The sequence below is a fragment of the Microbacterium soli genome (assembly GCF_039539005.1).
Classification (GTDB): Bacteria; Actinomycetota; Actinomycetes; order Actinomycetales; family Microbacteriaceae; genus Microbacterium; species Microbacterium soli.
The window spans coordinates 146,666-166,900 of the sequence record NZ_BAABCP010000001.1; the positions used below are offsets into that span (position 1 = coordinate 146,666).

The 20,235-nt window shown below is 70.4% G+C and carries 19 protein-coding genes; 7 read left to right on the forward strand and 12 right to left on the reverse strand.

Annotation, left to right across the window (positions count from 1 at the left end; genetic code table 11):
- Nucleotides 1-61: 61 nt before the first annotated feature.
- From ABD770_RS00755 to ABD770_RS00765, 3 genes are all read right to left on the reverse strand, one after another.
- Nucleotides 62-370, reverse strand: a complete 309-nt coding sequence (locus ABD770_RS00755) for a YlxR family protein (RefSeq protein ID WP_344819829.1) — start codon at nucleotides 368-370, stop codon at nucleotides 62-64.
- A 32-nt stretch (nucleotides 371-402) separates the two neighbouring features.
- Complete coding sequence (nusA, locus tag ABD770_RS00760) at nucleotides 403-1,392, reverse strand: transcription termination factor NusA (RefSeq protein ID WP_344817579.1); 990 nt, start codon at nucleotides 1,390-1,392, stop codon at nucleotides 403-405.
- A gap of 133 nt (nucleotides 1,393-1,525) precedes the next feature.
- Entirely contained in the window at nucleotides 1,526-2,251 is a 726-nt protein-coding gene (locus ABD770_RS00765) for a hypothetical protein (protein ID WP_344817580.1), read from the reverse strand.
- 146 nt (nucleotides 2,252-2,397) lie between these two features.
- Here ABD770_RS00765 and ABD770_RS00770 point away from each other — a divergent pair, with 146 nt between their 5' ends.
- Both ABD770_RS00770 and ABD770_RS00775 read left to right on the forward strand, forming a co-directional pair.
- The gene (locus tag ABD770_RS00770; protein WP_344817581.1) at nucleotides 2,398-4,311 is read left to right on the forward strand and encodes a sensor histidine kinase; all 1,914 of its coding nucleotides are present in this window, start codon (nucleotides 2,398-2,400) and stop codon (nucleotides 4,309-4,311) included.
- A complete protein-coding gene (locus tag ABD770_RS00775) occupies nucleotides 4,299-4,937 on the forward strand; it encodes a response regulator (protein ID WP_344817582.1) in 639 nt (212 codons plus the stop codon). Before ABD770_RS00770 ends, ABD770_RS00775 begins: the two co-directional genes overlap by 13 nt.
- A gap of 60 nt (nucleotides 4,938-4,997) precedes the next feature.
- Here the strand turns inward: ABD770_RS00775 and ABD770_RS00780 are convergent, their stop codons facing one another.
- On the reverse strand, nucleotides 4,998-6,032 hold the full coding sequence (locus ABD770_RS00780; RefSeq protein ID WP_344817583.1) for an LOG family protein: 1,035 nt from the start codon (nucleotides 6,030-6,032) through the stop codon (nucleotides 4,998-5,000).
- A gap of 51 nt (nucleotides 6,033-6,083) precedes the next feature.
- Entirely contained in the window at nucleotides 6,084-7,838 is a 1,755-nt protein-coding gene (locus tag ABD770_RS00785) for a proline--tRNA ligase (RefSeq protein ID WP_344817584.1), read from the reverse strand.
- Nucleotides 7,839-7,968: 130 nt separating this feature from the next.
- On the opposite strand from ABD770_RS00785, the gene ABD770_RS00790 reads away from it, so the two are divergent.
- Nucleotides 7,969-9,390, forward strand: a complete 1,422-nt coding sequence (locus ABD770_RS00790; protein ID WP_344817585.1) for an RNB domain-containing ribonuclease — start codon at nucleotides 7,969-7,971, stop codon at nucleotides 9,388-9,390.
- A gap of 110 nt (nucleotides 9,391-9,500) precedes the next feature.
- Here the strand turns inward: ABD770_RS00790 and ABD770_RS00795 are convergent, their stop codons facing one another.
- From ABD770_RS00795 to ispG, 3 genes are read right to left on the reverse strand one after another with little or no spacing between them, the layout of a single operon-like run.
- Nucleotides 9,501-10,355: a hypothetical protein gene (locus ABD770_RS00795; protein WP_344817586.1), complete on the reverse strand. Its 855-nt coding sequence runs from the start codon at nucleotides 10,353-10,355 to the stop codon at nucleotides 9,501-9,503.
- A gap of 42 nt (nucleotides 10,356-10,397) precedes the next feature.
- The gene (locus tag ABD770_RS00800; RefSeq protein ID WP_344817587.1) at nucleotides 10,398-10,727 is read right to left on the reverse strand and encodes a nuclear transport factor 2 family protein; all 330 of its coding nucleotides are present in this window, start codon (nucleotides 10,725-10,727) and stop codon (nucleotides 10,398-10,400) included.
- A 28-nt stretch (nucleotides 10,728-10,755) separates the two neighbouring features.
- Nucleotides 10,756-11,886 carry a flavodoxin-dependent (E)-4-hydroxy-3-methylbut-2-enyl-diphosphate synthase gene (ispG, locus tag ABD770_RS00805; protein WP_344819830.1) on the reverse strand — a complete coding sequence of 377 codons (1,131 nt, stop codon included), beginning with the start codon at nucleotides 11,884-11,886 and terminating at the stop codon, nucleotides 10,756-10,758.
- Nucleotides 11,887-12,148: 262 nt separating this feature from the next.
- Between ispG and ABD770_RS00810 the strand changes: the two genes are divergently transcribed.
- On the forward strand, nucleotides 12,149-14,029 hold the full coding sequence (locus ABD770_RS00810; protein WP_344817588.1) for a chorismate-binding protein: 1,881 nt from the start codon (nucleotides 12,149-12,151) through the stop codon (nucleotides 14,027-14,029).
- Between the two features lie 49 nt (nucleotides 14,030-14,078).
- Here the strand turns inward: ABD770_RS00810 and ABD770_RS00815 are convergent, their stop codons facing one another.
- The 3 genes from ABD770_RS00815 to ABD770_RS00825 form a co-directional block, all read right to left on the reverse strand.
- A complete protein-coding gene (locus tag ABD770_RS00815) occupies nucleotides 14,079-14,237 on the reverse strand; it encodes a hypothetical protein (protein WP_344817589.1) in 159 nt (52 codons plus the stop codon).
- Nucleotides 14,234-14,518: a hypothetical protein gene (locus tag ABD770_RS00820; protein WP_344817590.1), complete on the reverse strand. Its 285-nt coding sequence runs from the start codon at nucleotides 14,516-14,518 to the stop codon at nucleotides 14,234-14,236. The genes ABD770_RS00815 and ABD770_RS00820 overlap by 4 nt, the downstream gene beginning before the upstream one ends.
- A gap of 78 nt (nucleotides 14,519-14,596) precedes the next feature.
- Nucleotides 14,597-15,913: a M50 family metallopeptidase gene (locus ABD770_RS00825; protein WP_344817591.1), complete on the reverse strand. Its 1,317-nt coding sequence runs from the start codon at nucleotides 15,911-15,913 to the stop codon at nucleotides 14,597-14,599.
- Between the two features lie 64 nt (nucleotides 15,914-15,977).
- Between ABD770_RS00825 and ABD770_RS00830 the strand changes: the two genes are divergently transcribed.
- The 3 genes from ABD770_RS00830 (at nucleotide 15,978) to ABD770_RS00840 (ending at nucleotide 19,080) form a co-directional block, all read left to right on the forward strand.
- Complete coding sequence (locus tag ABD770_RS00830) at nucleotides 15,978-16,559, forward strand: hypothetical protein (protein WP_344817592.1); 582 nt, start codon at nucleotides 15,978-15,980, stop codon at nucleotides 16,557-16,559.
- Between the two features lie 144 nt (nucleotides 16,560-16,703).
- Nucleotides 16,704-17,363 (forward strand): DUF1775 domain-containing protein, encoded by a 660-nt coding sequence (locus ABD770_RS00835; protein WP_344817593.1) that lies wholly within the window; start codon nucleotides 16,704-16,706, stop codon nucleotides 17,361-17,363.
- Between the two features lie 97 nt (nucleotides 17,364-17,460).
- Nucleotides 17,461-19,080: a Mur ligase family protein gene (locus ABD770_RS00840; RefSeq protein WP_344817594.1), complete on the forward strand. Its 1,620-nt coding sequence runs from the start codon at nucleotides 17,461-17,463 to the stop codon at nucleotides 19,078-19,080.
- A gap of 50 nt (nucleotides 19,081-19,130) precedes the next feature.
- Here ABD770_RS00840 and dxr read toward each other — a convergent pair whose 3' ends face one another.
- Nucleotides 19,131-20,216, reverse strand: coding sequence for a 1-deoxy-D-xylulose-5-phosphate reductoisomerase (gene dxr, locus ABD770_RS00845; protein WP_344817595.1), 1,086 nt, complete (start codon nucleotides 20,214-20,216; stop codon nucleotides 19,131-19,133).
- Nucleotides 20,217-20,235 lie beyond the last annotated feature (19 nt).

The following is a 20,235-nucleotide window of genomic DNA, read 5'->3' on the forward strand; positions in this document are numbered from 1 at the left end:
GGCGGACCTCTAGTCGCGGACGGGTCTCATCTCGAGCCGTTCACTTTGTTTCCATAGCCGTTCAGCCTTTGTTTCGGTGGAAGTACCGTTCGGTGGTCTGCGCGTCCTCCGCCTCGGGGAACCCGATGGACGTCGGAACGCGAAGTGCACGTGCGAAGGCCCGGTGCCTGATGGCTGCTTCCAGACATTCAGATGTCGGATGCAGCCACGCACCCCTCCCCGGCAACGCGGCTCGCTCGTCGATGACGAGTTCACCGTGATGCTGGACCACCCTGACCAGGGCGGATCGAGAGGCACGACCGCGGCATCCGACACACGTTCGTACAGGTTCCATGTTACACCTCGCGGTGAGAAGCCGAGCCCGGCGCATGACCGTGCGCCGGTTGGACGGGTTCGTGCCCGTCACTCCTCCGACATCACGCTGTCCGGTTGGATGTCGATCTTGGCGCCGGTCAGCTTGGCTGCCAACCGGGCGTTCTGCCCCTCCTTGCCGATCGCGAGGGAGAGCTGATAATCGGGGACGAGAGCGCGGACGGCTTTGAGCCCCGCATCCAGCACGAAGGCGGAGGTGACCTTCGCGGGCGACAGCGCATTGGCGACGAAGGTCGCCAGGTCGGGGTGATGGTCGACGATGTCGATCTTCTCCCCGGACAGCTCCTCCGTCACGGCACGCACACGGCGGCCCATCTCGCCGATGCACGCGCCCTTGGCATTGACGGAGGCGTCGTTGGCCCGCACCGCGATCTTCGTGCGGTGGCCGGCCTCGCGAGCGAGGGAGACGATCTCGACCAGCCCGGCCGCGATCTCCGGAACCTCGAGCGCGAACAGCTTGCGGACCAGCCCCGGGTGGGTGCGCGACACCGTGATCTGCGGACCCTTGAGGCCCTTGGCGACACTGGTCACGTACACGCGGAGGCGGGTGCCGTGCGCGTACTCCTCGCCGGGAACCTGCTCCTCCGGCGGCAGGATGGCCTCGACGGATCCGAGGTCGACATGGATCATCCGCGGGTTGGGGCCCTGCTGGATGACCCCCGCGACGATGTCGCCCTCCTTGCCGCGGAACTCGCCGAGCACGGCCTCGTCGGCGATGTCACGCAGCCGCTGACCGATGACCTGCTTGGCGGCGTACGCGGCGATGCGGCCGAAGTCGTCCGGCGTGGTCTCCTCCTCGCCGATGACGGCTCCCTCGTCATCGTGCACCGGCTGGAGCACCGCGACATGACCGGTCTTCCGGTCCAGCTCGACACGCACACCCGGGGGGACCGCGCCGTCCTCGGAGACGTGCTTGCCGTAGGCGGTGAGGATGGCCTGCTCGATGATCGACACGAGCTCGTCGAAGGGGATCGCCTTCTCCTTCTCGATCCCTCGCAGCAGTCCGAGTTCGATTTCCATCAGCGGTCTCCTCTATTCAGCTCTCCCCGTGGACAGCATCTCCACGGGCATCCGTCCAGAATAGCCGAAACGGAGACGAGGATCCGATGCCCGACTCAACCGTCGAGCACCGGATCCGCCGCCGACGCCCCGCTCACCCCAGGCGCGCCCACTGGGTCTGCGGCATGCGCAGCGCCCGAACGCACAGCACGACGCATCCGGCGATCTGCAGCGCTCCCCCGCCGACCGCGAACCACTCCCCTCCGCCCGCGATGTTGATGATGTGGCCGAGCGTCCAGCACATGATCAGCGCCCCCGCCCACCACGGCACACCGACCTTGCGCCCGCCCAGCACGACGGCGAGCCCGAACAGCAGCGTGCCGATCAGGTTGCCGATCAGGAACAGCACGAAGAAGGGCATCGGCGCGGCCTGCCACGGGGAGCTCTCGACCACGGAGGCGACCTCAGGAACGCTTGTCGCGAAGGTCACGGTGTCGAAGTTGGTGAATGAGATGCCGAGGTAGCTGATGTACCCGACGAGCATGAGCACGACGGCCGTCAGGCCCAGGCGCGGCCTCGCCGGTCGCACGATCCGCAGCGCCGTCAGCAGCCCCGGGATCAGGAGCAGCCCGCCCACGATGACCAGGAACGTGCACACGACCAGCGGCGTCGGATACGCCGCGTACAGCGCATAGGCCTGGGGAAGGTCCTCCGTGTCCGTCAGCCCGGATTCCGTCGACACCCACGCGTAGATCACGTTGCAGACCAGGTGGCACACGAACCCCAGGGGAAGCGCGATCGCGCCCGCCGCCCGGCGGAATCCCGTCGTCGGGTCGGCTGCTCGCACCTGCACGTTCTCCGACATCGTCATCGTGTTCATGGTTCCTCCTCGCTCCTCGCGGCCGTAGGTCGGCCCTGCTCCGACACTGCCCGGCGACGCGGGCCGCTGTGATCGGGGGTGCCACCGGAGAACACCGCGTACTGGCACGGATGCCCGAAGCGCGCGGCGCACCCTAAAGTGCTGTCATGGAGGCGATCTCGACCCTGCCCCCCGCACGCACAGGCGCTGCGGGGGCATGGCGGTGGGTGTGCGTCGCCGTGTGCGCGGCCACGGCGCTGGCGGCCTGCCTGCTGTGGTCTCTCAGCGGCTCCGCCCTGAACGATGTGCGGCAGGTCGTGGCCGTCGGCGTCATCGCGGCCGTGCTGATCGCCCTGGCCCTGATCGCTCAGTCGGCCGCCCCGCACGACCCGTCGGGTGCGCTCATCGCCGTCCAGGCACTCGTCGTGGTCCTGACGAACTCGACCGTCCTTCCTCCGGCGCTCGACGGAGCGTGGATGCTGCTGTACGCACCCGTCGCACTCCTGCTCGTGCTCGTCCCCAGCGGTCGTGCGGCTTCGAGGCGCTGGGGGCTCGCGGGCTGGGCGCTGGTCGCGGTCTGCGCGGCGTTCAATCTCCTGTTCCTGGCCAGGGCGACCCTGCCCTTCGCGGCGGATCTGCCCGACGCTCTCGGCGTGGCGCTGCTGCCGCTCTTCCTCGGCCTGCTCATCACCTGCGCTCTCGCGCCGATCGCCCGCTACCGACACGCCGACGCGGAGGCCCGACTCCGGCTGCGCTGGGTGCTGGTCGCGGGCCTGTCTCTCCCGCTCACGCTGCTGCTGTGCTGGACGAGCTACCTCGTCATCGGCGGCCCCGATCTCGTCGTGATCGGTCTGGGCGTCATGCTGCTGGCCATTCCCGCGGGGATCACCGTCGCCCTGGCACGACCGCGGCTGTTCGACGTCGACCGGGCGGCACTGGCGACGATCACCGCGACGGTGCTCGCGACGGGAGTGCTCGCCGCACTGTCGACGGCGGGGATCATCGCCGGGTCGGCGCTGGTGGACTGGTCGCCGCCCGCGGCCCTGACGGCGACGGCCGTCGCGACGCTGTCAGCCGTCGCGACGTACCCGTTCCTGCGGGGCGTGTTCGAACGGATGCTGTACCCCGAGCGCGCCCGTGCGCTCAGAGCGCTGCATGCGCTGTCCGCGCGCGTCGACCAGGACGGCCACGCACCCGAAGCCGTCGAGCAGGTTCTCAGGGATGCGCTGCGAGACCCCGGCCTGGTGATCGGCTATCGGATGCCGGGCATGCCGGGGCTGCGCCGACTGGACGGCACCGAGGTCGTCGCAGGGGACGATGCGGTGCCGGTGCGGGTTCGAGGCGAGGAGGCCGGCGCGATCATCCCCTCCCCGCAGGCCCCTGCGCGCCTCGGCGCAGACGTCGTGCACGCGGCGGGGCCTCTCATCGATGCGGCGCGTTCGCGCGCCCAGCTCTCCCGCGCCAATGCGGAGGTCGAGGCGTCTCGGGCGCGGATGCTCCGGGTCGGCTACGAGGCGCAGCGCCGACTCGAGCGCGACCTGCACGACGGCACCCAGCAGAGGCTGGTGGCGGTGGGGATGCGGCTGCGCGTGCTGCAGCGCGCCGCCGTGCACGACCCCACGGTCGCCGCCGCACTGGACACCGCCGTCGCGGAGCTGTCCACGGCCATCGCCGAGCTCCGCCGCATCGCGCACGGAGTGCGACCCAGTGCCCTGGACGACGGGTTGGCCGCGGCGCTCGGCCACCTGGGTCGCAGCACGGACCCCTCGATCGAGCTGGACATCCACGCCGAGGGCGTGCCGGATGCCGTGGCGACCACCGCGTACTTCATCATCAGCGAAGCCGTCGCCAACGCTCTGCGCCATGCGGAGGCCGACGCGGTGTCCGTGAGCGTCCGCGTCGACCGGGGCCTGCTCCGGATCAGGATCCGCGACGACGGCCGCGGCGGCGCGCATCCGCATCCCACGGGCGGGCTGACCGGACTGGCCGACCGCGCGGCCGCGCACGGAGGCTCGCTGGACGTGCATTCTCCACCCGGCGGAGGGACGCGCATCGAGGCGGTGCTGCCATGCGAGTCGTGATCGGCGAGGACTCGACACTGTTCCGGGAGGGCCTGGCCGCGCTGCTGACCAGCGCGGGCCACACGGTCCTGGGTCTCGCGCCCACCGCGCCGGTCGCCGTCGCCCAGGTACGCGCGCACCGGCCGGATGTCGTCATCCTGGACATCCGGATGCCGTCGGATGACGAGGGGATCGCGGCGGCGCTGGAGATCCGCGCGGACACCCCCACCCCGGTCATGCTGCTGTCCCAGCACATCGAGACGCGCCGCACGGTGGAGCTCGTCGCGGACGGCGCCATCGGCTACCTGCTCAAGGACCGTGTGCTGGACGTCGATGAGTTCCTCACCGCGCTGGAGAGAGTCGCCGGCGGCGGCACCGCGCTCGACCCGGACGTCGTGACGCGACTGCTGGGGGCGGCCCGCGCCGACGCGCCGGTCGATGCGCTCACCCCGCGCGAGCTCGAAGTCCTCGCACGCATGGCCGAGGGATGGTCGAACGCGGCGATCGGCTCACGGCTGTTCCTCTCCGAACGCACGGTGGAGACCCACATCGGCTCCATCTTCGCCAAACTCGGTCTTCCCGAGTCCCCGGATCAGAACCGTCGCGTCCAGGCCATCCTCGCGTACCTCGAGGCCACGACGGCCTGATCGCGTGTCGAGGCCGCCGCGATGCGCGGGCCGCCGTGCCGCGTACCGCAGCCCGCGGGATCAGCCCGCGGAGGGGAGGTCGTCGATGGCCCTGATGAGTTCGTACAGCGACCCGACCGCACGCTGGTCGAGCTCGAGCACCAGACGGGGCAGCTCCACGGCATCCCCGTCCGCGCGCTCCACGCCCAGAGGTTCGGTCCGCTCGATGCGGCCCTCCGCGCACATCCCGCCGAACCGCTCGTTGAGGTTCTCGACATCCGCATCCGTCGGCTCGTGCACGAGCCGCAGCACGAGCCGGTCTCCCACCCAGCGCAGTGAGTCGTAGTTCCGCCAGAAGCCCGTGATGTCCGCCACGGCCTCCTGCACGGAGTCCGTGATGAGCACCCGGTCGAGATCCTGCGGCGAGATCACGCCCGCCGGTACGAGATGGTCGTCGACGAACGTCTTCAGCCCGTTCCAGAACGTGCCGCCGGGTTCGTCCAGCAGCACGATGGGCATGGGCTCGGCCTTACCGGTCTGCTGCAGGGTCAGCAACTCGAACATCTCGTCCATGGTGCCGAAGCCGCCGGGCAGGCACACGAAGCCGCGGGACTCCTTCATGAGCATGAGCTTGCGGGTGAAGAAGTACTTCATCGAGACGACCCGATCGTCCTGGGCGACGACCTCGTTCGCGTGCTCCTCGAACGGCAGCCGGATCGACACGCCCAGCGACATCTTCGATCCCGCGCCCTCGGCGGCTGCCTGCATGATGCCCGGTCCCGCTCCGGTGACCACCATCCATCCGTCCCCGGCGAGCTCCGTCGCCACATCGCGCGCCTGGACGTAGAGCGGATCGTCCTGCAGCGTGCGCGCCGATCCGAAGACCGTCACCTTGGGGACGGTGTGGAACGGCTGGAACAGGCGGAAGGCCTCGTGCATCTCGCTGAGCGCGGCCGAGGCGATCTTCAGATCGAGGCGATCCGTGTGCTCCGTCCCGAGCAGCAGCGCCGTCTGCAGCATCCGCGAGATCAGTGTGCGATCGGTGTGGATGCCCGCCCGGTCCAGGAGTGCCGTCAGCTCACGGCGGAGGTCGTCGTCCAATGTCGCATCGGTCATGCTCTCAGCCTGTCACAGCGCGGGGCGGACAGACGCGCGCACGCCGGGGCGTCAGCGCGTCAGACGTGCGACGGCATCCGCGACGGAAACCGTCTCCCGCTCCCCTGTGCGGCGGTCCCACAGCTCGACCTGTCCGTCTGCCGCGCCGCGTCCGACGACGACGATCTTCGGCACGCCGACGAGCTCGGCATCGCCGAACTTCACGCCGGGCGACACCTTCACGCGGTCGTCGTAGAGCACGTCCAGCCGGGCGGCCTCCAGCTGCCCCGCGATGTCGTCGGCGACGTCGAAGGCGACCTGGTCGCGCCCGGCGGCGACGACCTGCACATCGAACGGCGCGACCGAGGCCGGCCAGATCAGGCCCTTCTCGTCGTTGTTCAGCTCGGCGATGATCGCGAGGATGCGGGTGACGCCGATGCCGTAGGACCCCATGGTGACCGTGACGAGCTTGCCGTTGCGGTCGAGCACCTTCAGCCCCAGCGCCTCGGCGTACTTGCGTCCGAGCTGGAAGACATGCCCGATCTCCATGCCGCGCGCGAGGGTGACGGGGCCGGAGCCGTCGGGCGCCGGGTCGCCCTCGTGCACGCTCGCGACCTCGACGGTGCCGTCGGCGACGAAGTCCCGCCCGGCGACGACATCGTGCACATGCTTCTCATCGATGTTCGCGCCGGTGATCCAGCGGGTTCCATCGGCGACGCGGGGATCGACGAGGTAGCGGATGCCGGTGGCGGACCGCTCGCCGAGGACCTGTCCGTTCTCGGACCAGGGCCCGATGTACCCGCGGACGAGCAGCGGATGCGCGGCGAAATCGGCATCCGTCGCCGGCTCGACCTCCGCCGGGGCGAAGGCGACCTCGGCGCGCTTCATGTCCACCTCGCGGTCGCCGGGGATGCCCACGACGACCAGTTCCCGGGTCCCGTCGAGGTTGCGCAGCGCGAGGACGACGTTCTTGAGGGTGTCGGCAGCGGTGTAGTCGCCGTCGAGGACGGCGTTGCTGTGCGCGACGAGCGTCTCGATCGTGGGGGTGTTCGGCGAGTCGAAGATCGTCGCGGCCGCCGTGCCTTCCCATCCGACCGGCTCGGGCGCCGTGGTGGTGTACGCTTCGACGTTCGCGGCGTAGCCGCCGGCACTGCGCACGAAGGTGTCCTCGCCGACGGGCGTGGGATGCAGGAACTCCTCGCTGCGCGAACCGCCCATCGCCCCGGCATCGGCCTGCACGATGGCGTACTCCAGCCCCAGACGCCGGAAGATGCGCTCGTACGCCTCGCGCTGCGCCATGTAGCTGGCGTCCAGTCCGGCGTCGTCGACGTCGAAGGAGTATGCGTCCTTCATGGTGAACTCGCGTCCGCGCAACAGCCCGGCACGGGGCCTGGCCTCGTCACGGTACTTGTCCTGGATCTGGTAGATCGTCAGCGGGAGGTCCTTGTACGAGGAGTACAGGTCTTTCACGAGCAGCGTGAAGGCCTCCTCGTGGGTGGGAGCCAGCAGGTAGTCGCCGCCCTTGCGGTCTTGAAGGCGGAACAGCAGATCGCCGTACTCGTCCCAGCGGCCGGTCTCCTCATACGCCTCTCGTGGCATGAGCGCGGGAAAATGAACCTCCTGGGCTCCGGCGGCGGCCATCTCCTCCCGGATGACGGTCTCGATCTTCGACTTCACACGCAGCCCCAGCGGGAGCCACGCGAAGATGCCCGCGGCCTGCGGGCGGATGTACCCGGCACGGATCAGCAGCCTGTGGCTGGCGACCTCGGCACCTGCCGGATCTTCACGGAGCGTGCGGAGGAAGAAGTTCGATAGACGAGTGACCACGAGTCGATTGTACTGATCGCGATCGTCGCACCCTCGCCGGTGTCAGACCGTCGGGCGCTCCCGGAGCGACGGCCGGCGACGCGCGACGTCCTGCACTCTGGGCCACGGCGCTCCAGCATAGGCTGGCGGCATGCCTCAGCGCCGATCCCGAGTCGCCCCGTCCGCCGAGCAGAGCGAACTGGCCGCCGCCCTCGCGGCGCTGCGCACCCGGATCGATGCGCCCACCGAGTTCTCGCCGCGGGCCCTGGCCGAGGCGGAGTCGGCCGTCGCCGCCGAACCGGATCTGGATCTGCGGGATGTGCCGTTCGTGACCCTCGATCCCGCGGGATCCCGAGACCTGGATCAGGCTCTGCAGCTGGAGCGCGCGGGTGCGGGCTACCGGGTGCGGTACGCGATCGCCGACGTTCCCGGATTCCTGACGCCCGGCGGTGCGATCGATACCGAGGCCCGCGAGCGCGGGCAGACCCTGTATCTCGCCGACGGGAACATCCCCCTGCATCCGCTCGTGCTCTCCGCCGACCGTGCCTCGCTGCTGCCGGACCAGGTGCGCCCCGCGCTGGTGTGGACCTTCGTGCTGGACTCGGACGGCGCGGTGACCGACTTCCGACTCGAACGCGCGCTGATGCGCTCCCGCGCGCAGCTGGAGTACGTCTCGGCGCAGGCCGCCATCGACCGTGGCGAGCCCGGCCCGCTGTCTCTGCTGGGCGAGATCGGCGAGCTGCGCCGGCACCAGGAGCAGCGGCGCGGCGGGGCGAGCCTCAATCTCCCGGACGAGGAGGTCGTGCAACGACCCGATGGCACGTACGACATCGAGCGTCGGCATCCGCTGCCCATCGAGGACTGGAACGCCCAGCTGTCGCTCATGACGGGGATGGCGGCCGCCGAGCTGATGATCGGGGCGAAGACGGGCGTGCTGCGAACCATGCCGCAGCCGGACGACCATGCGTTCGCGACGTTCCGGCACCAGACCCGCGCACTGGGGCGACCGTGGACGAGCGGACGCTACGGCGACTACCTGCGTGAGCTGGACAAGGCCGATCCCATGACCCTGCCCATTCTGGAGGCCGCCGCCACGCTGTTCCGCGGTGCGGGATACGTCTCCTTCGACGGCGCCCTGCCGGAGGGCGACCTGAAGCAGGCGGCGATCGCCGCCCCGTACACGCATGCCACCGCTCCCCTGCGCCGACTCGTGGATCGCTGGTCGCTGGCGATCTGCCTCGCCGTGTTCCAGGGGCGCCCCGCCCCGGACTGGGCGCGGGACTCCCTGGCCCAGCTGCCCGAGCTCATGGAGCAGTCCGGTCGCCGCGCATCGCAGCTCAACGGCGACACCATCAACCGTGTGGAGGCCGCACTGCTGGGCCCACTGATCGGCCGCCGGATCCAGGCGAGCGTGATCGAGATGCGCGGCGAGTCGCGGGCCACGGTGCAGATCGCCGATCCCGCCGTGACGACGTCCGCACCCGTGCCCGAGGGCACGGCGCCCGGCGAGACGGTGACACTCACGCTGGAGAGCGTGGACGTCGCCAGGGGCGAGATCCAGTTCGCCGCGTGAGCCGGCCGCCGGGCGCGCTCACAAGGTTCTGCGCACCCTCGCAGATCTGCATGATCTCGCAGGCTTTCGCGCCTCGGCATCCGACGTTCTGCAGATCTGCGAAGCCGGCCTCAGACGGGCACGACCGTCGTGGTCATCACGAGCAGCTGCGGGTCGCGGAGATCCAGCGACACGGTGATCGAGGCGAACTCGGACAGGGACGACACATGGGTCCCTCCGCAGGGGAAGGACACCTGCCCCTCGGGCAGATCGCACTCCCAACGGCGGCGGTCGACGATGGCCGGCCCTTCCGTCACGATCCGGCTGGGCGCACCGGACGCCACCCAGCCCGCCAGGAGCTCGTTGATGCGGGCCTCGCACTCGGCCTGCGATTCGGCGAAGCCTGCGGAGTCGAAGCCGGCCTTGCGCAGGCTCTTGCCCAGCCGGTACTCGTCCACGGCGCCGTCCGGGTGGATGCGGCTGGTCTGATTCGCCCGGCCCTCGAAGTCCGGGTTCCCCAGCGGGTCGACCGCGATCTCCTTGCGCCACAGGCCCGCCAGGGCCGCGTCCAGCGCCAGCGAGGCGAGGTGGCAGGCGGTGTGGCCGCGGCTGAGCGCGGAACGACGTGCGCCGTCCACTTCCAGGGCGACCGCGTCTCCGGCGGAGATGCCTTCGGGGATGCCGCCGCCGATGCGGTGCCCCACCAGCCAGGTCCACCCCTCGGCACCGCGCTTGACGGGGATGTCCGTGCCGACGGCGAGCGCACCGTCATCACTGACGGCGGCCATGACGGCCTCAGTCACTTCGAGGCGTTCGTCACCCGCCAGGATCGCGCCGGCATCGCCCGGCTGATCGGGCCAGGTGTGGTCGACGGGATGGAACGGGGTGGCGTCGACGATGAGCACGGATGCGTCCCGGTCGGCGATCAGCACCTCCCCCTCACCGCGCAGAGAACCGTCGGGGAATGAGACGTGCGTGGACTGCATGATCTCCACGCTACGCGACGACGACGCAGCCGCCCACACGCGTCAGTGGTTCGGCGGGATGGTGAAGCTCGCCAGCCGCCCGTCGGAGACGACGAAGATCCCGTCGGACTCGCCGTTGAACACGCTGCTGCGCCAGCCGAAGCGGATGCGGGTGGTGCTGCCGTCCGTCTCGGCGGAGAGCACCGTCATCCGGGCACCCGCGCCGATCGCATCGCTGCCGGCCCATCGGCGCACGCCGTCCGCACCGGAGTACACGGTGCCCCAGTCGCTCACGAAGCCGTCCGGCGCGAAGGCCGCGACGAACGCCTCGGTGTCGGCATCGTTGATGGCATCGACCATCGCCTGCGCCTCCGCAGGAAGGGACATGGACATCATCGTCTCCTCATCGTCCGTGGGTCGTTCAGCCGGTGACCACCTGCGCGGTGCCGATGCCGGCATCGGGCCCCATCTCCGCGGCGATGCGGTTCGCCTCCTCGATGAGGGTGGTGACGATGTCCGCCTCGGGCACCGTCTTGATGACCTGGCCCTTCACGAAGATCTGCCCCTTGCCGTTGCCGGAGGCGACGCCGAGGTCGGCCTCACGCGCCTCGCCGGGGCCGTTCACGACGCAGCCCATCACGGCCACGCGCAGCGGGACGGTGAGGTCCTTCAGCCCCTCGGTGACGGAGTCCGCGAGGGAGTACACGTCGACCTGCGCGCGCCCGCAGGACGGGCACGACACGATCTCCAGCTTGCGCTCGCGCAGGTTCAGCGACTGCAGGATCTGGTGACCGACCTTGACCTCCTCGGCGGGCGGTGCCGACAGCGACACGCGGATCGTGTCGCCGATGCCCTCGCCGAGCAGGATGCCGAACGCCGTGGCGCTCTTGATCGTGCCCTGGAACGCGGGACCGGCCTCGGTCACGCCGAGGTGCAGCGGCCAGTCGCCGCGCTCGGCCAGCAGCCGGTACGCCTTGACCATCACGACGGGGTCGTTGTGCTTGACGGAGATCTTGAAGTCGTGGAAGTCGTGCTCCTCGAACAGCGACGCCTCCCAGACGGCGCTCTCCACGAGCGCCTCGGGCGTGGCCTTGCCGTACTTCTCCAGCAGGCGGCGATCCAGCGACCCGGCGTTGACGCCGATCCGCAGCGACACGCCGGCCGCCTGCGCGGCCTTCGCGATCGCGCCGACCTGGTCGTCGAACTTGCGGATGTTCCCGGGGTTGACGCGCACGCCCGCGCATCCGGCGTCGATGGCCTGGAAGACGTACTTGGGCTGGAAGTGGATGTCCGCGATCACGGGGATCTGGCTCTTCGTCGCGATGATGGGCAGCGCGTCCGCATCGTCCTGCGACGGCACCGCGACGCGCACGATCTCGCAGCCGGATGCCGTCAGCTCGGCGATCTGCTGCAGTGTGCCGTTGATGTCCGTGGTCTTCGTCGTCGTCATCGACTGCACGCTCACCGGGGCGTCCCCGCCGACGAGGACCTTCCCCACCCGGATCTGACGGGACTTGCGGCGGGGAGCGAGGACTGCGGGGATCTTCGGCATCCCGATGTTCACTGCTGGCACCCTTCCAGGCTACCGCCGCAGATTCGGACGAGGCTGGATGCGCGGCCGCGGCCGAACGCGCCGTCGGCGACGTCACGCGTACGGAGCGGGGATCGGCGATGTGGTACTTTCACGGTATGTTCGCGACCCGCACCTGGTGGCCCGCCGTCTAGGCGGTGATTCGCGTACCCACGAGATCGAGACCGCCTTCCGGGGCGGTCTTTTTTTCTCCGCACCGGCCCCGGAGAATCTGGAGACACCGATGACCGCTCTGCCCACACGCATCCGCGACCTCGCCGCCGACCCGGCTGCATCGTTCGTGCTCATCGCCCGCGACGGAGGTGTGGAGCTGCTGACCGGGGAGATCATCGATGTCGAGGCACTGTCCGACATCCCCCTCACCGGCTCCGAGGGCCCGCGGGAGGTGTTCGCGATGGTGCCGTACCGCCAGGTGCGCGAACGCGGTTTCGACGCCCAGGACGACGGCACGCCGCTGCGGTGCCTGCTGGTGTCGGAGCATGAGAGCCTCGACGCGGCCGCGGTGACCGCCGCGCTGCCCTCCGCGCCCATCCCTCTCGGCGAGGGCGGTTTCGACATCTCCGACGAGGAGTACGCCGCCATCGTCACCCGCGTCATCGTTGAGGAGATCGGCCGCGGCGAGGGAGCCAACTTCGTCATCCGCCGCGACTACCGCGCCTCCTTCGACGCCGACGATCGTACGGCGGCGCTCACGTGGTTCCGAGCCCTGCTGGAGCATGAGCGGGGTGCCTACTGGACGTTCGCGGTGGTGACCCCCGGGCAGATCGCGGTGGGGGCGAGCCCCGAGGCGCACGTCGTGGCACACGACGGCATCGTCACGATGAACCCGATCTCCGGCACGTTCCGCCACCCGGCGGGCGGAGCGACCCGAGAGTCCCTGAGCGAGTTCCTCGCCTCCACGAAGGAGACGGAGGAGCTGTTCATGGTGGTGGACGAGGAGCTCAAGATGATGAGTCAGGTGTGCTCGGACGGCGGGCGCATCACCGGACCGCACCTGAAGGAGATGTCGCGCCTCACGCACACCGAGTACATGCTGCGCGGGCGCAGCCGTCTCGACCCGCGCGAGATCCTGCGCGAGACGATGTTCGCACCGACCGTCACCGGTTCACCCATGCAGAACGCCTGCTCGGTGATCCTGCGGCATGAGCGCGCGCCGCGCGGCTACTACTCGGGGGTGGCCGCACTGTTCACGCCCAACGCCGAGGGCGGTCACGACCTCGACGCGCCGATCCTCATCCGCACGGTGTACCTCCAGGACGGATTGCTGCGGGTTCCGGTGGGTGCCACTCTCGTGCGCCACTCCGACCCGTACGGAGAGGTCAGCGAGACGCACGGCAAGGCGGCTGGTGTCCTGGGGGCGATCGGCGCGATCGAGCGCGACCACGCGGCCGAAGCGCGCGATGACGATGCGCCTGCTCCCGCTCGGCTCGCCGACGACCCGGAGATCGCCGCGCTGCTGGCATCCCGCAACGTCCGGCTCGCGGATTTCTGGATGCAGCCGCAGGATGCCACCGCCCCCACCGGGCGCTTCAGCGGTCGTCGGGCGCTGGTGGTGGACGCCGAGGACCGGTTCACGACGATGCTCGCCCATCAGCTGCGCCACCTCGGCCTCGACGTGCGGATCCGGCTGTGGTCCGAGGTCACGACGGAGGAGATCGATGCGGCGGACCTCGTGGTCGCCGGCCCCGGCCCCGGGGATCCGAGGGACGCGTCCTCGCCACGCATCGCCCGGATGCGGCAGGTCGTCGCGCAGCGCCGGGCATCGGGCCGGCCGCTGCTGGCGGTGTGTCTGAGCCACCAGATCCTCGCCGACGGTCTCGGCATCGGCCTCGTGCCGCTGGACTCGCCGTACCAGGGCGTGCAGAAGACCGTGCCGGTGTTCGAACAGGACGCCTCGATCGGCTTCTACAACACCTTCACGGCACGGGTCTCGCCCGGAGTCTCCCGGGTCGGGGCCGCGGAAGTGGCGGCGGATGCCGGAACCGGCGACGTCTACGCGCTGCGCGGCGAGCGCTTCGCGTCGATCCAGGGGCACCTGGAGTCGATCCTCTCCCGCGACGGCTTCGCCACGTTGGAGAGGCTCGTCGCGCACGCGCTGAACTGAGGCCGCGCGGGCGTCAGCGCGGCCACGGCCACCTGTCGGCGTCTGAGCATCATCGGATGCCCTCGACGCCCGCGCACGAGGAGGCCGTCACGGGCCGGTCCGACGACTGCCACCACCGCCCCGTGGTCGCGACGATCCACAACGGCATGCCCCCGTTCTCCGCGAGGCGGACCTCCGTGTCGTGCACTCCGCGCGCCTCGATCGTCATCGGGACCTCCTTCTCCGCGGTGATCGTCCATCCGGCATGCGGAGAGCCCTCACCAGCGCGTCCCGATCGGGGTCGGTGATCGCACGGTGCCCGAACGCGATGCGCAGTCGGTAGGCATCCCAGTCCAGCCCGTCCTCGTTCAACGACTCTGCACAGCTGCGCGTCTCCCACCCCTGCGACGCCAGCGGTGCCGATGCACGAGCGCGGAGGGTCTCGGCACGACGACGAGCGTCGCGGTCCAGGTGCAGGCCGCCGAGACGACGGACGCGACGAGCGTCCACGTGGCGAACGCCCCGCCCGCCGGTTCGCCGACCAGCTGCTGCAGCACCCTCTCAGGGCGCGGATCCTGCGCAGCGGGCTCAGCCCAGCAGGTTCAGGGGTTTCACGATGTCGGCGATGATGAGCAGCGCTCCCATCGCGATGAGCAGCACCGCCACCACGATCGTGACCGGCACGAGGCGGGTGGCGTCCGCGGGTCCGGGCGCCGGCCTGCCGGTCACCTTCGCCCACGCGTGCTTCAGGCCGTCCCACAGGGCGACGATCACGTGTCCACCGTCCAGGGGCAGCAGCGGGATGAGATTGAACACGAACAGGGCGATGTTCAGTGCCCCCAGCAGGTTCAGCAGGACGGCGAACCGGTCCAGCACCGGAGCGTTCGTCGCCGCCACCTCACCGGCGATGCGGCCGACGCCGACGACGCTGAGCGGTCCGTTCGGGTCGCGCTGCGAGCCGGTGAAGAGCGATTCACCGACGTTCCAGAGCTTCTGCGGCAGCTGGATGACGAGGTCCGTGACGCCGACGACCTGCTGCCAGGTCATCTCCGCCCCGGTCCAGATGGGCTGGTGCGCGTACTCCAGCTGCGCAGTGATGCCGGCGTAGCCCACGCTGCGGGTGACCGGCCTGCCCTTGTCATCGGTGACGGGCCGGCCCTGGGCATCCGTCTCCTGCCGCTGGGCGGCGACCGGAGTCAGCCGCAGATCGATGTCCTTCCCCTGCCGCTCGACGACCACGTCGATGGTGCGTCCGGGAGAGTCCTGGATGATCTGCGACGCGGCCGCGAACGTGGTGACGGGCTCGCCGTCCATGCTCACCAGCCGGTCGCCGGGTTGGAATCCCGCCTCGGCGGCCGGTGCGGCGGGGTCGTCGGCCGTGCAGGTCTGCTGCTGCTCGACGGCGGCGGGGATCATGCACTCGCTGACCGCGGCGACACTCGTGCTCGCCTGCTGGATGCCGATCCCGGATGCCATGAGTGTGAACATGACGATCGCGAGGACCAGGTTCATCAGCGGTCCGCCGAGCATGACGATCACGCGTTTCCACACCGGCAGACGATAGAAGACGCGCTCCTCCTCGCCCTCGGCGATGGTCTCGTCGTTGGCGACGCGGGCGTCCTGCACGAGAGCGGCGAAGACCCCGTTCGCCGGGCCGGTCCTCGTCGAGGGCGGGTACATGCCGGACATCGAGATGAACCCGCCGACCGGGAGCGCCTTGACGCCGTATTCGGTCTCGCCGATCCTCTTGGACCACAGTCGCGGCCCGAAGCCGATCATGTACTGCCCCACGCGCACGCCGAACAGCTTCGCGGGCACCAGATGGCCCACCTCGTGCAGCCCGATCGACACGCCGAGGCCGACGAGCATGAACAGGATGCCGCCCAGATACAGCAGGATCTCCACCCGACCACGCTAGTGCCCGCGCCGAGGAATCCGCTGTGCTCCGGGTTCCGGATACGCTGGTTCCGTGACGACCCGCCAACTGCGCCTGCTCCGCGGCATGTCGGCGTCCGTCGTCGCCACGGTCCTCGCAGCGGTCTCGCACACGTTCGGCGGCGGATCCGCGCCCCATCCGCTGCTGATCCTCAGCGCCGCCGTGCTGCTCGCGCCGCCGGCCGTGCTCCTGGTCGGCGCGCGCATCCGCCTCCTGCGGCTCGCGGCCGCCGTCGCGACGACACAGGGCGCCTTCCACATCCTCTTCGAAGTCGCCGGCGGCATCACCCCCACCGGGACTGTGGGCGGCCACCAGCACGGGCCGATCGTCCTGACGCTCGGGCCGGCGAGCACGGAGGTGCTCCCTCCCTCCACCGCCATGCTGATCGCGCACCTGCTCGCGGCAGCCGTGACCACCCTGCTGATCTGGCGCGGTGAGCTGCTGATCCAGGCCATCGCGCGCTGGGTGCGGGCTCTGCTGCGTGTCCCGCAGACCGCGTCGTCGCGCCCGCGGCGTGCACCGGCGTCGATGCCGCGCACGGCACCGCACATCCTCACCTCGCTGCTCGCCGACTGCGCGTGGCGACGGGGACCGCCTGCGCCTGCTCTCCGCTGACACTCCGGGCTCCTGCCCGGCACCGCCATCCGGATCCGGATGGGCGCTCCCCGTCGTGTCCGCGACGGGACTCCTGCGCGCCGCTGTGCGCGCATCCGTCTCCGCGCGCCTGCGCGGGACCGAACGACTCTCGAAGGAAGAGCAATGTCCCACCACCTCCGCCGCGGCGCCATCGCCGCCGCCGTCGCCCTGTTCCTCATCGCGGCTCCCACCGCCGCATCCGCGCATGTGGGCGTCACTCCCGATCAGATCCCTGCAGGGAAGTCCACGCCGCTGACCTTCTCGTTCAGCCACGGCTGCGGTGACTCCCCGACCACATCACTGCGCATCACCATGCCGGAAGGCATCGGAAACGCCTGGCCCGCCTTCGACGGCGACTGGTCCGTCGACACGGAGGAGAATGCCGACGGCGCGATCGCCGCGGTGACGTTCACGGCGGTGCGCCCGGTGCCGGTCGAACTGCGCGGTGCTGTCGATCTGACCGTGATCACCGACAAGGACGCCGCCGACCAGCTGGTGTTCCCGGTCGAGCAGCGGTGCGTCTCCGGTACGAACGAGTGGACGCAGGTGGCGGAGGACGGCGCGGACCCGCACGAGCTGGATGCGCCCGCGCCGGTCGTCGCCCTCACCGACGGCGGGGCCGCGACGCACGGCGACTCACAGACACCGGCCTCGCCGGCGCCCGAGGCCGGCGAGGCCGCGGAGCCGACGTCCGTCGTGCCGCTGGTCCTCGGCGGCAGTGGATTGGTCGTCGGGCTGGGCGCGCTCGTGGTCTCCCTCGCGGCTCTTCGCCGTCGCGCCTGACCAATGACGAGATGCCCGGCGCGCCGTCCGACGCGCCGGGCATCTCCCGCATCGTCCGACCGGATCCGTCCGGGGTGCGTGAGAACATGGAAGCGATATGACCACTCAGCCCTCCCTGCCGCCTGTGCTCCGCCCTGCGACACCGCCCCGACGTTCCCTGGCCGAACTCGCCGACCGCTTCGCACGGGAGGTTCGCGGTGATGTCGCGGGCGTCCGGCTCAGCGGCATCACCCTCGCCACAGCCGACCTCCGACCCGGCGAGGCGTTCGTCGCGATCCACGGTGTGAATCGGCACGGCGCCGAGTTCGCGCAGATCGCCGCGGATCAGGGCGCGGCGGCCGTGATCACCGATCCCGCGGGCGCCGACATCGCCGCATCCGCGGGGCTTCCGATCGTGATCGTCGACGATCCGCGTGCGGTCCTGGGCGAGTTGAGCGCGTGGGTGTACGGCACGGGCGCCTCCGATCCGCTCCCGCTGCTGTTCGGCACGACCGGCACCAACGGGAAGACCAGCGTCTCGCACCTGCTCGCCGGCATCTTCGACCAGCTCGGCATCGTGTCGGGTCTGTCGTCGACGGCGGAGCGGCACATCGCCGGCGAGGTCATCGTGTCACGACTGACCACGCCCGAGGCATCCGAGATGCACGCTCTGCTCGCCCTGATGCGGGAGCGCGACGTCGAGGCCGTCGCCGTCGAGGTCAGCGCGCAGGCCCTGTCCCGGCATCGCGTCGACGGGATCGTGTTCGACGTCGCCGGCTTCACCAACCTCTCGCACGACCACCTCGACGACTACGCCGACATGGAGGAGTACTTCCAGGCGAAGTTGCCGCTGTTCACACCCGAGCGCGCCCGTCGCGGCGTGGTGAGCCTGGATTCGCCGTCCGGCGCCAGAGTCGCGGCGGCTGCCACGATTCCCGTCGTCACCGTCGGCACCCCCTCGATCGCCGCCGACCCGGATGCCGCGGCCGCGGCCGACTGGGTCGTGACGATCGATGACGAGCGCCAGGCCGGGACGCTCTTCACTCTCACGGGGCGTGACGGGCGGGCCCTGAAGACTCTGGTGCCGGTGATCGGTCAGCACATGGCCGCCAATGCGGGCATGGCGATCGTCATGCTGTTGGAGGCCTGCTACACATGGGAGCGCATCACCGCCGCCCTCGAGCGCGACGGACAGATCCTGGCATATCTGCCGGGCCGCACGCAGTTCGTCTCCGGGGAGGCCGGTCCCGCCGTGTACGTCGACTTCGGGCACTCCCCGGACGCCTTCGAGAAGACACTGGCGGCCGTGCGTCGGGTGACCCCCGGCAAGGTGCTCATGCTGTTCGGCGCCGACGGCGACCGCGACGCCACCAAGCGCTACGACATGGCGCGCACGGCCGTCGAGGGCAGCGACATCCTCGTCATCACCGATCATCACCCCCGCTTCGAGGACCCCGATTCCATCCGCGCGACCCTCGTCGAAGGTGCGCGCAGGGCCCGGCCGGACGCCGAGATCCACGAGTTCTCCCCGCCGGAGAAGGCCATCGTGGCCGCCGTCGGCATGGTCGGCGATGGGGACGCGATCCTGTGGGCCGGTCCCGGTCATCAGGACTACCGGGACATCCGCGGTGTGCGCACCCCGTACTCCGCGCGCGAACTGGCCCGCCGGGCCCTGATCGCCGCGGGCTGGCCCGCGCCCGACCCGCATTGGCCGGTCCCGTACACCGATCGAGTCTGACTCGCCGGTGGGATGGGTCGGTCTGACCCGACCCGGTGCACCGGGTCGGGTCAGGCGGCCGCGGCGATGAGCTCGTCGGCCTTCGCCCGCGCCCATGTCTCGGCATCCACCAGCGCCTCGAGGGTGAGCTCGTCGGGCGCCTCGTGCGCGTCGACCACCTGCTGGATGGTGTCGACGATCCCGAGGAACGGAACCCTCCCGTCATGGAAGGCGTTCACGGCCTGCTCGTTGGCCGCGTTGTACACGGCGGGGAACGTCCCGCCCGCACGCCCGACGGCCTTGGCGAGCGCCACGGCGGGGAATGCGTCGGAATCCAGCGGTTCGAACGTCCAGCTGGTGGCCGTGCGCCAGTCCAGCGGTCGCCCCACTCCCCCGACGCGGTGCGGCCAGTCCAGTCCCAGCGAGATCGGCAGGCGCATGTCCGGCGGCGAGGCCTGGGCGATCGTGGAGCCGTCGACGAACTCGACCATGGAATGCACGACGGACTGCGGGTGGACGACCACCTCGATGTCGTCGTAGGGCACGTCGAACAGCAGGTGCGCCTCGATCACCTCCAGGCCCTTGTTCACCAGGGTCGCGGAGTTGGTCGTCACCATCCGCCCCATGTTCCAGGTCGGGTGGGCGAGCGCCTGCTCGGGAGTCGCATCGGCGAGCTCGGCGCGCGTGCGCCCTCGGAACGGGCCGCCGGACGCCGTGAGCACCAGTCGTCGCACCTCCGCGGACACTCCGGAGCGCAGCGCCTGCGCGATCGCCGAGTGCTCGGAGTCCACCGGGACGATCTGCCCTTCCGCGGCGGCCTGGCGCACGAGAGCGCCCCCCACGATCAGTGACTCCTTGTTGGCGAGGGCGAGCGTGCGTCCGGCACCCAGCGCCGCAAGCGTGGAGCCGAGCCCGATGGACCCGGTGATGGCGTTGAGCACGACGTCCGCCTCGACGTCGCGCACCAGCTGCTCCGATTCCACAGCGCCCATCGCGGTGTGCTCGAGATGGAACTCCTCCGCCTGCTGCGCCACGAGCTCCGTGTCGGAGCCCGCCGAGATGCCGACCAGCTCGAATCGTCGGGGATTGGCGCGGATCACGTCCAGTGCCTGCGTTCCGATGGAGCCCGTGGAGCCGAGGACGATGATGCGACGCATGCCGCCAGCCTAGCGAGCG

What these genes read in the sequence shown, in the direction of transcription:
- ABD770_RS00755 (WP_344819829.1), bottom strand. Translation starts at nt 370, where the DNA reads ATGCGCCGGGCTCGGCTTCTCACCGCGAGGTGTAACATGGAACCTGTA.
- nusA (WP_344817579.1), bottom strand. Translation starts at nt 1,392, where the DNA reads ATGGAAATCGAACTCGGACTGCTGCGAGGGATCGAGAAGGAGAAGGCG.
- ABD770_RS00765 (WP_344817580.1), bottom strand. Translation starts at nt 2,251, where the DNA reads ATGAACACGATGACGATGTCGGAGAACGTGCAGGTGCGAGCAGCCGAC.
- ABD770_RS00770 (WP_344817581.1), top strand. Translation starts at nt 2,398, where the DNA reads ATGGAGGCGATCTCGACCCTGCCCCCCGCACGCACAGGCGCTGCGGGG.
- ABD770_RS00775 (WP_344817582.1), top strand. Translation starts at nt 4,299, where the DNA reads ATGCGAGTCGTGATCGGCGAGGACTCGACACTGTTCCGGGAGGGCCTG.
- ABD770_RS00780 (WP_344817583.1), bottom strand. Translation starts at nt 6,032, where the DNA reads ATGACCGATGCGACATTGGACGACGACCTCCGCCGTGAGCTGACGGCA.
- ABD770_RS00790 (WP_344817585.1), top strand. Translation starts at nt 7,969, where the DNA reads ATGCCTCAGCGCCGATCCCGAGTCGCCCCGTCCGCCGAGCAGAGCGAA.
- ABD770_RS00795 (WP_344817586.1), bottom strand. Translation starts at nt 10,355, where the DNA reads ATGCAGTCCACGCACGTCTCATTCCCCGACGGTTCTCTGCGCGGTGAG.
- ABD770_RS00800 (WP_344817587.1), bottom strand. Translation starts at nt 10,727, where the DNA reads ATGTCCATGTCCCTTCCTGCGGAGGCGCAGGCGATGGTCGATGCCATC.
- ispG (WP_344819830.1), bottom strand. Translation starts at nt 11,886, where the DNA reads ATGCCGAAGATCCCCGCAGTCCTCGCTCCCCGCCGCAAGTCCCGTCAG.
- ABD770_RS00810 (WP_344817588.1), top strand. Translation starts at nt 12,149, where the DNA reads ATGACCGCTCTGCCCACACGCATCCGCGACCTCGCCGCCGACCCGGCT.
- ABD770_RS00815 (WP_344817589.1), bottom strand. Translation starts at nt 14,237, where the DNA reads ATGACGATCGAGGCGCGCGGAGTGCACGACACGGAGGTCCGCCTCGCG.
- ABD770_RS00835 (WP_344817593.1), top strand. Translation starts at nt 16,704, where the DNA reads ATGTCCCACCACCTCCGCCGCGGCGCCATCGCCGCCGCCGTCGCCCTG.
- ABD770_RS00840 (WP_344817594.1), top strand. Translation starts at nt 17,461, where the DNA reads ATGACCACTCAGCCCTCCCTGCCGCCTGTGCTCCGCCCTGCGACACCG.
- dxr (WP_344817595.1), bottom strand. Translation starts at nt 20,216, where the DNA reads ATGCGTCGCATCATCGTCCTCGGCTCCACGGGCTCCATCGGAACGCAG.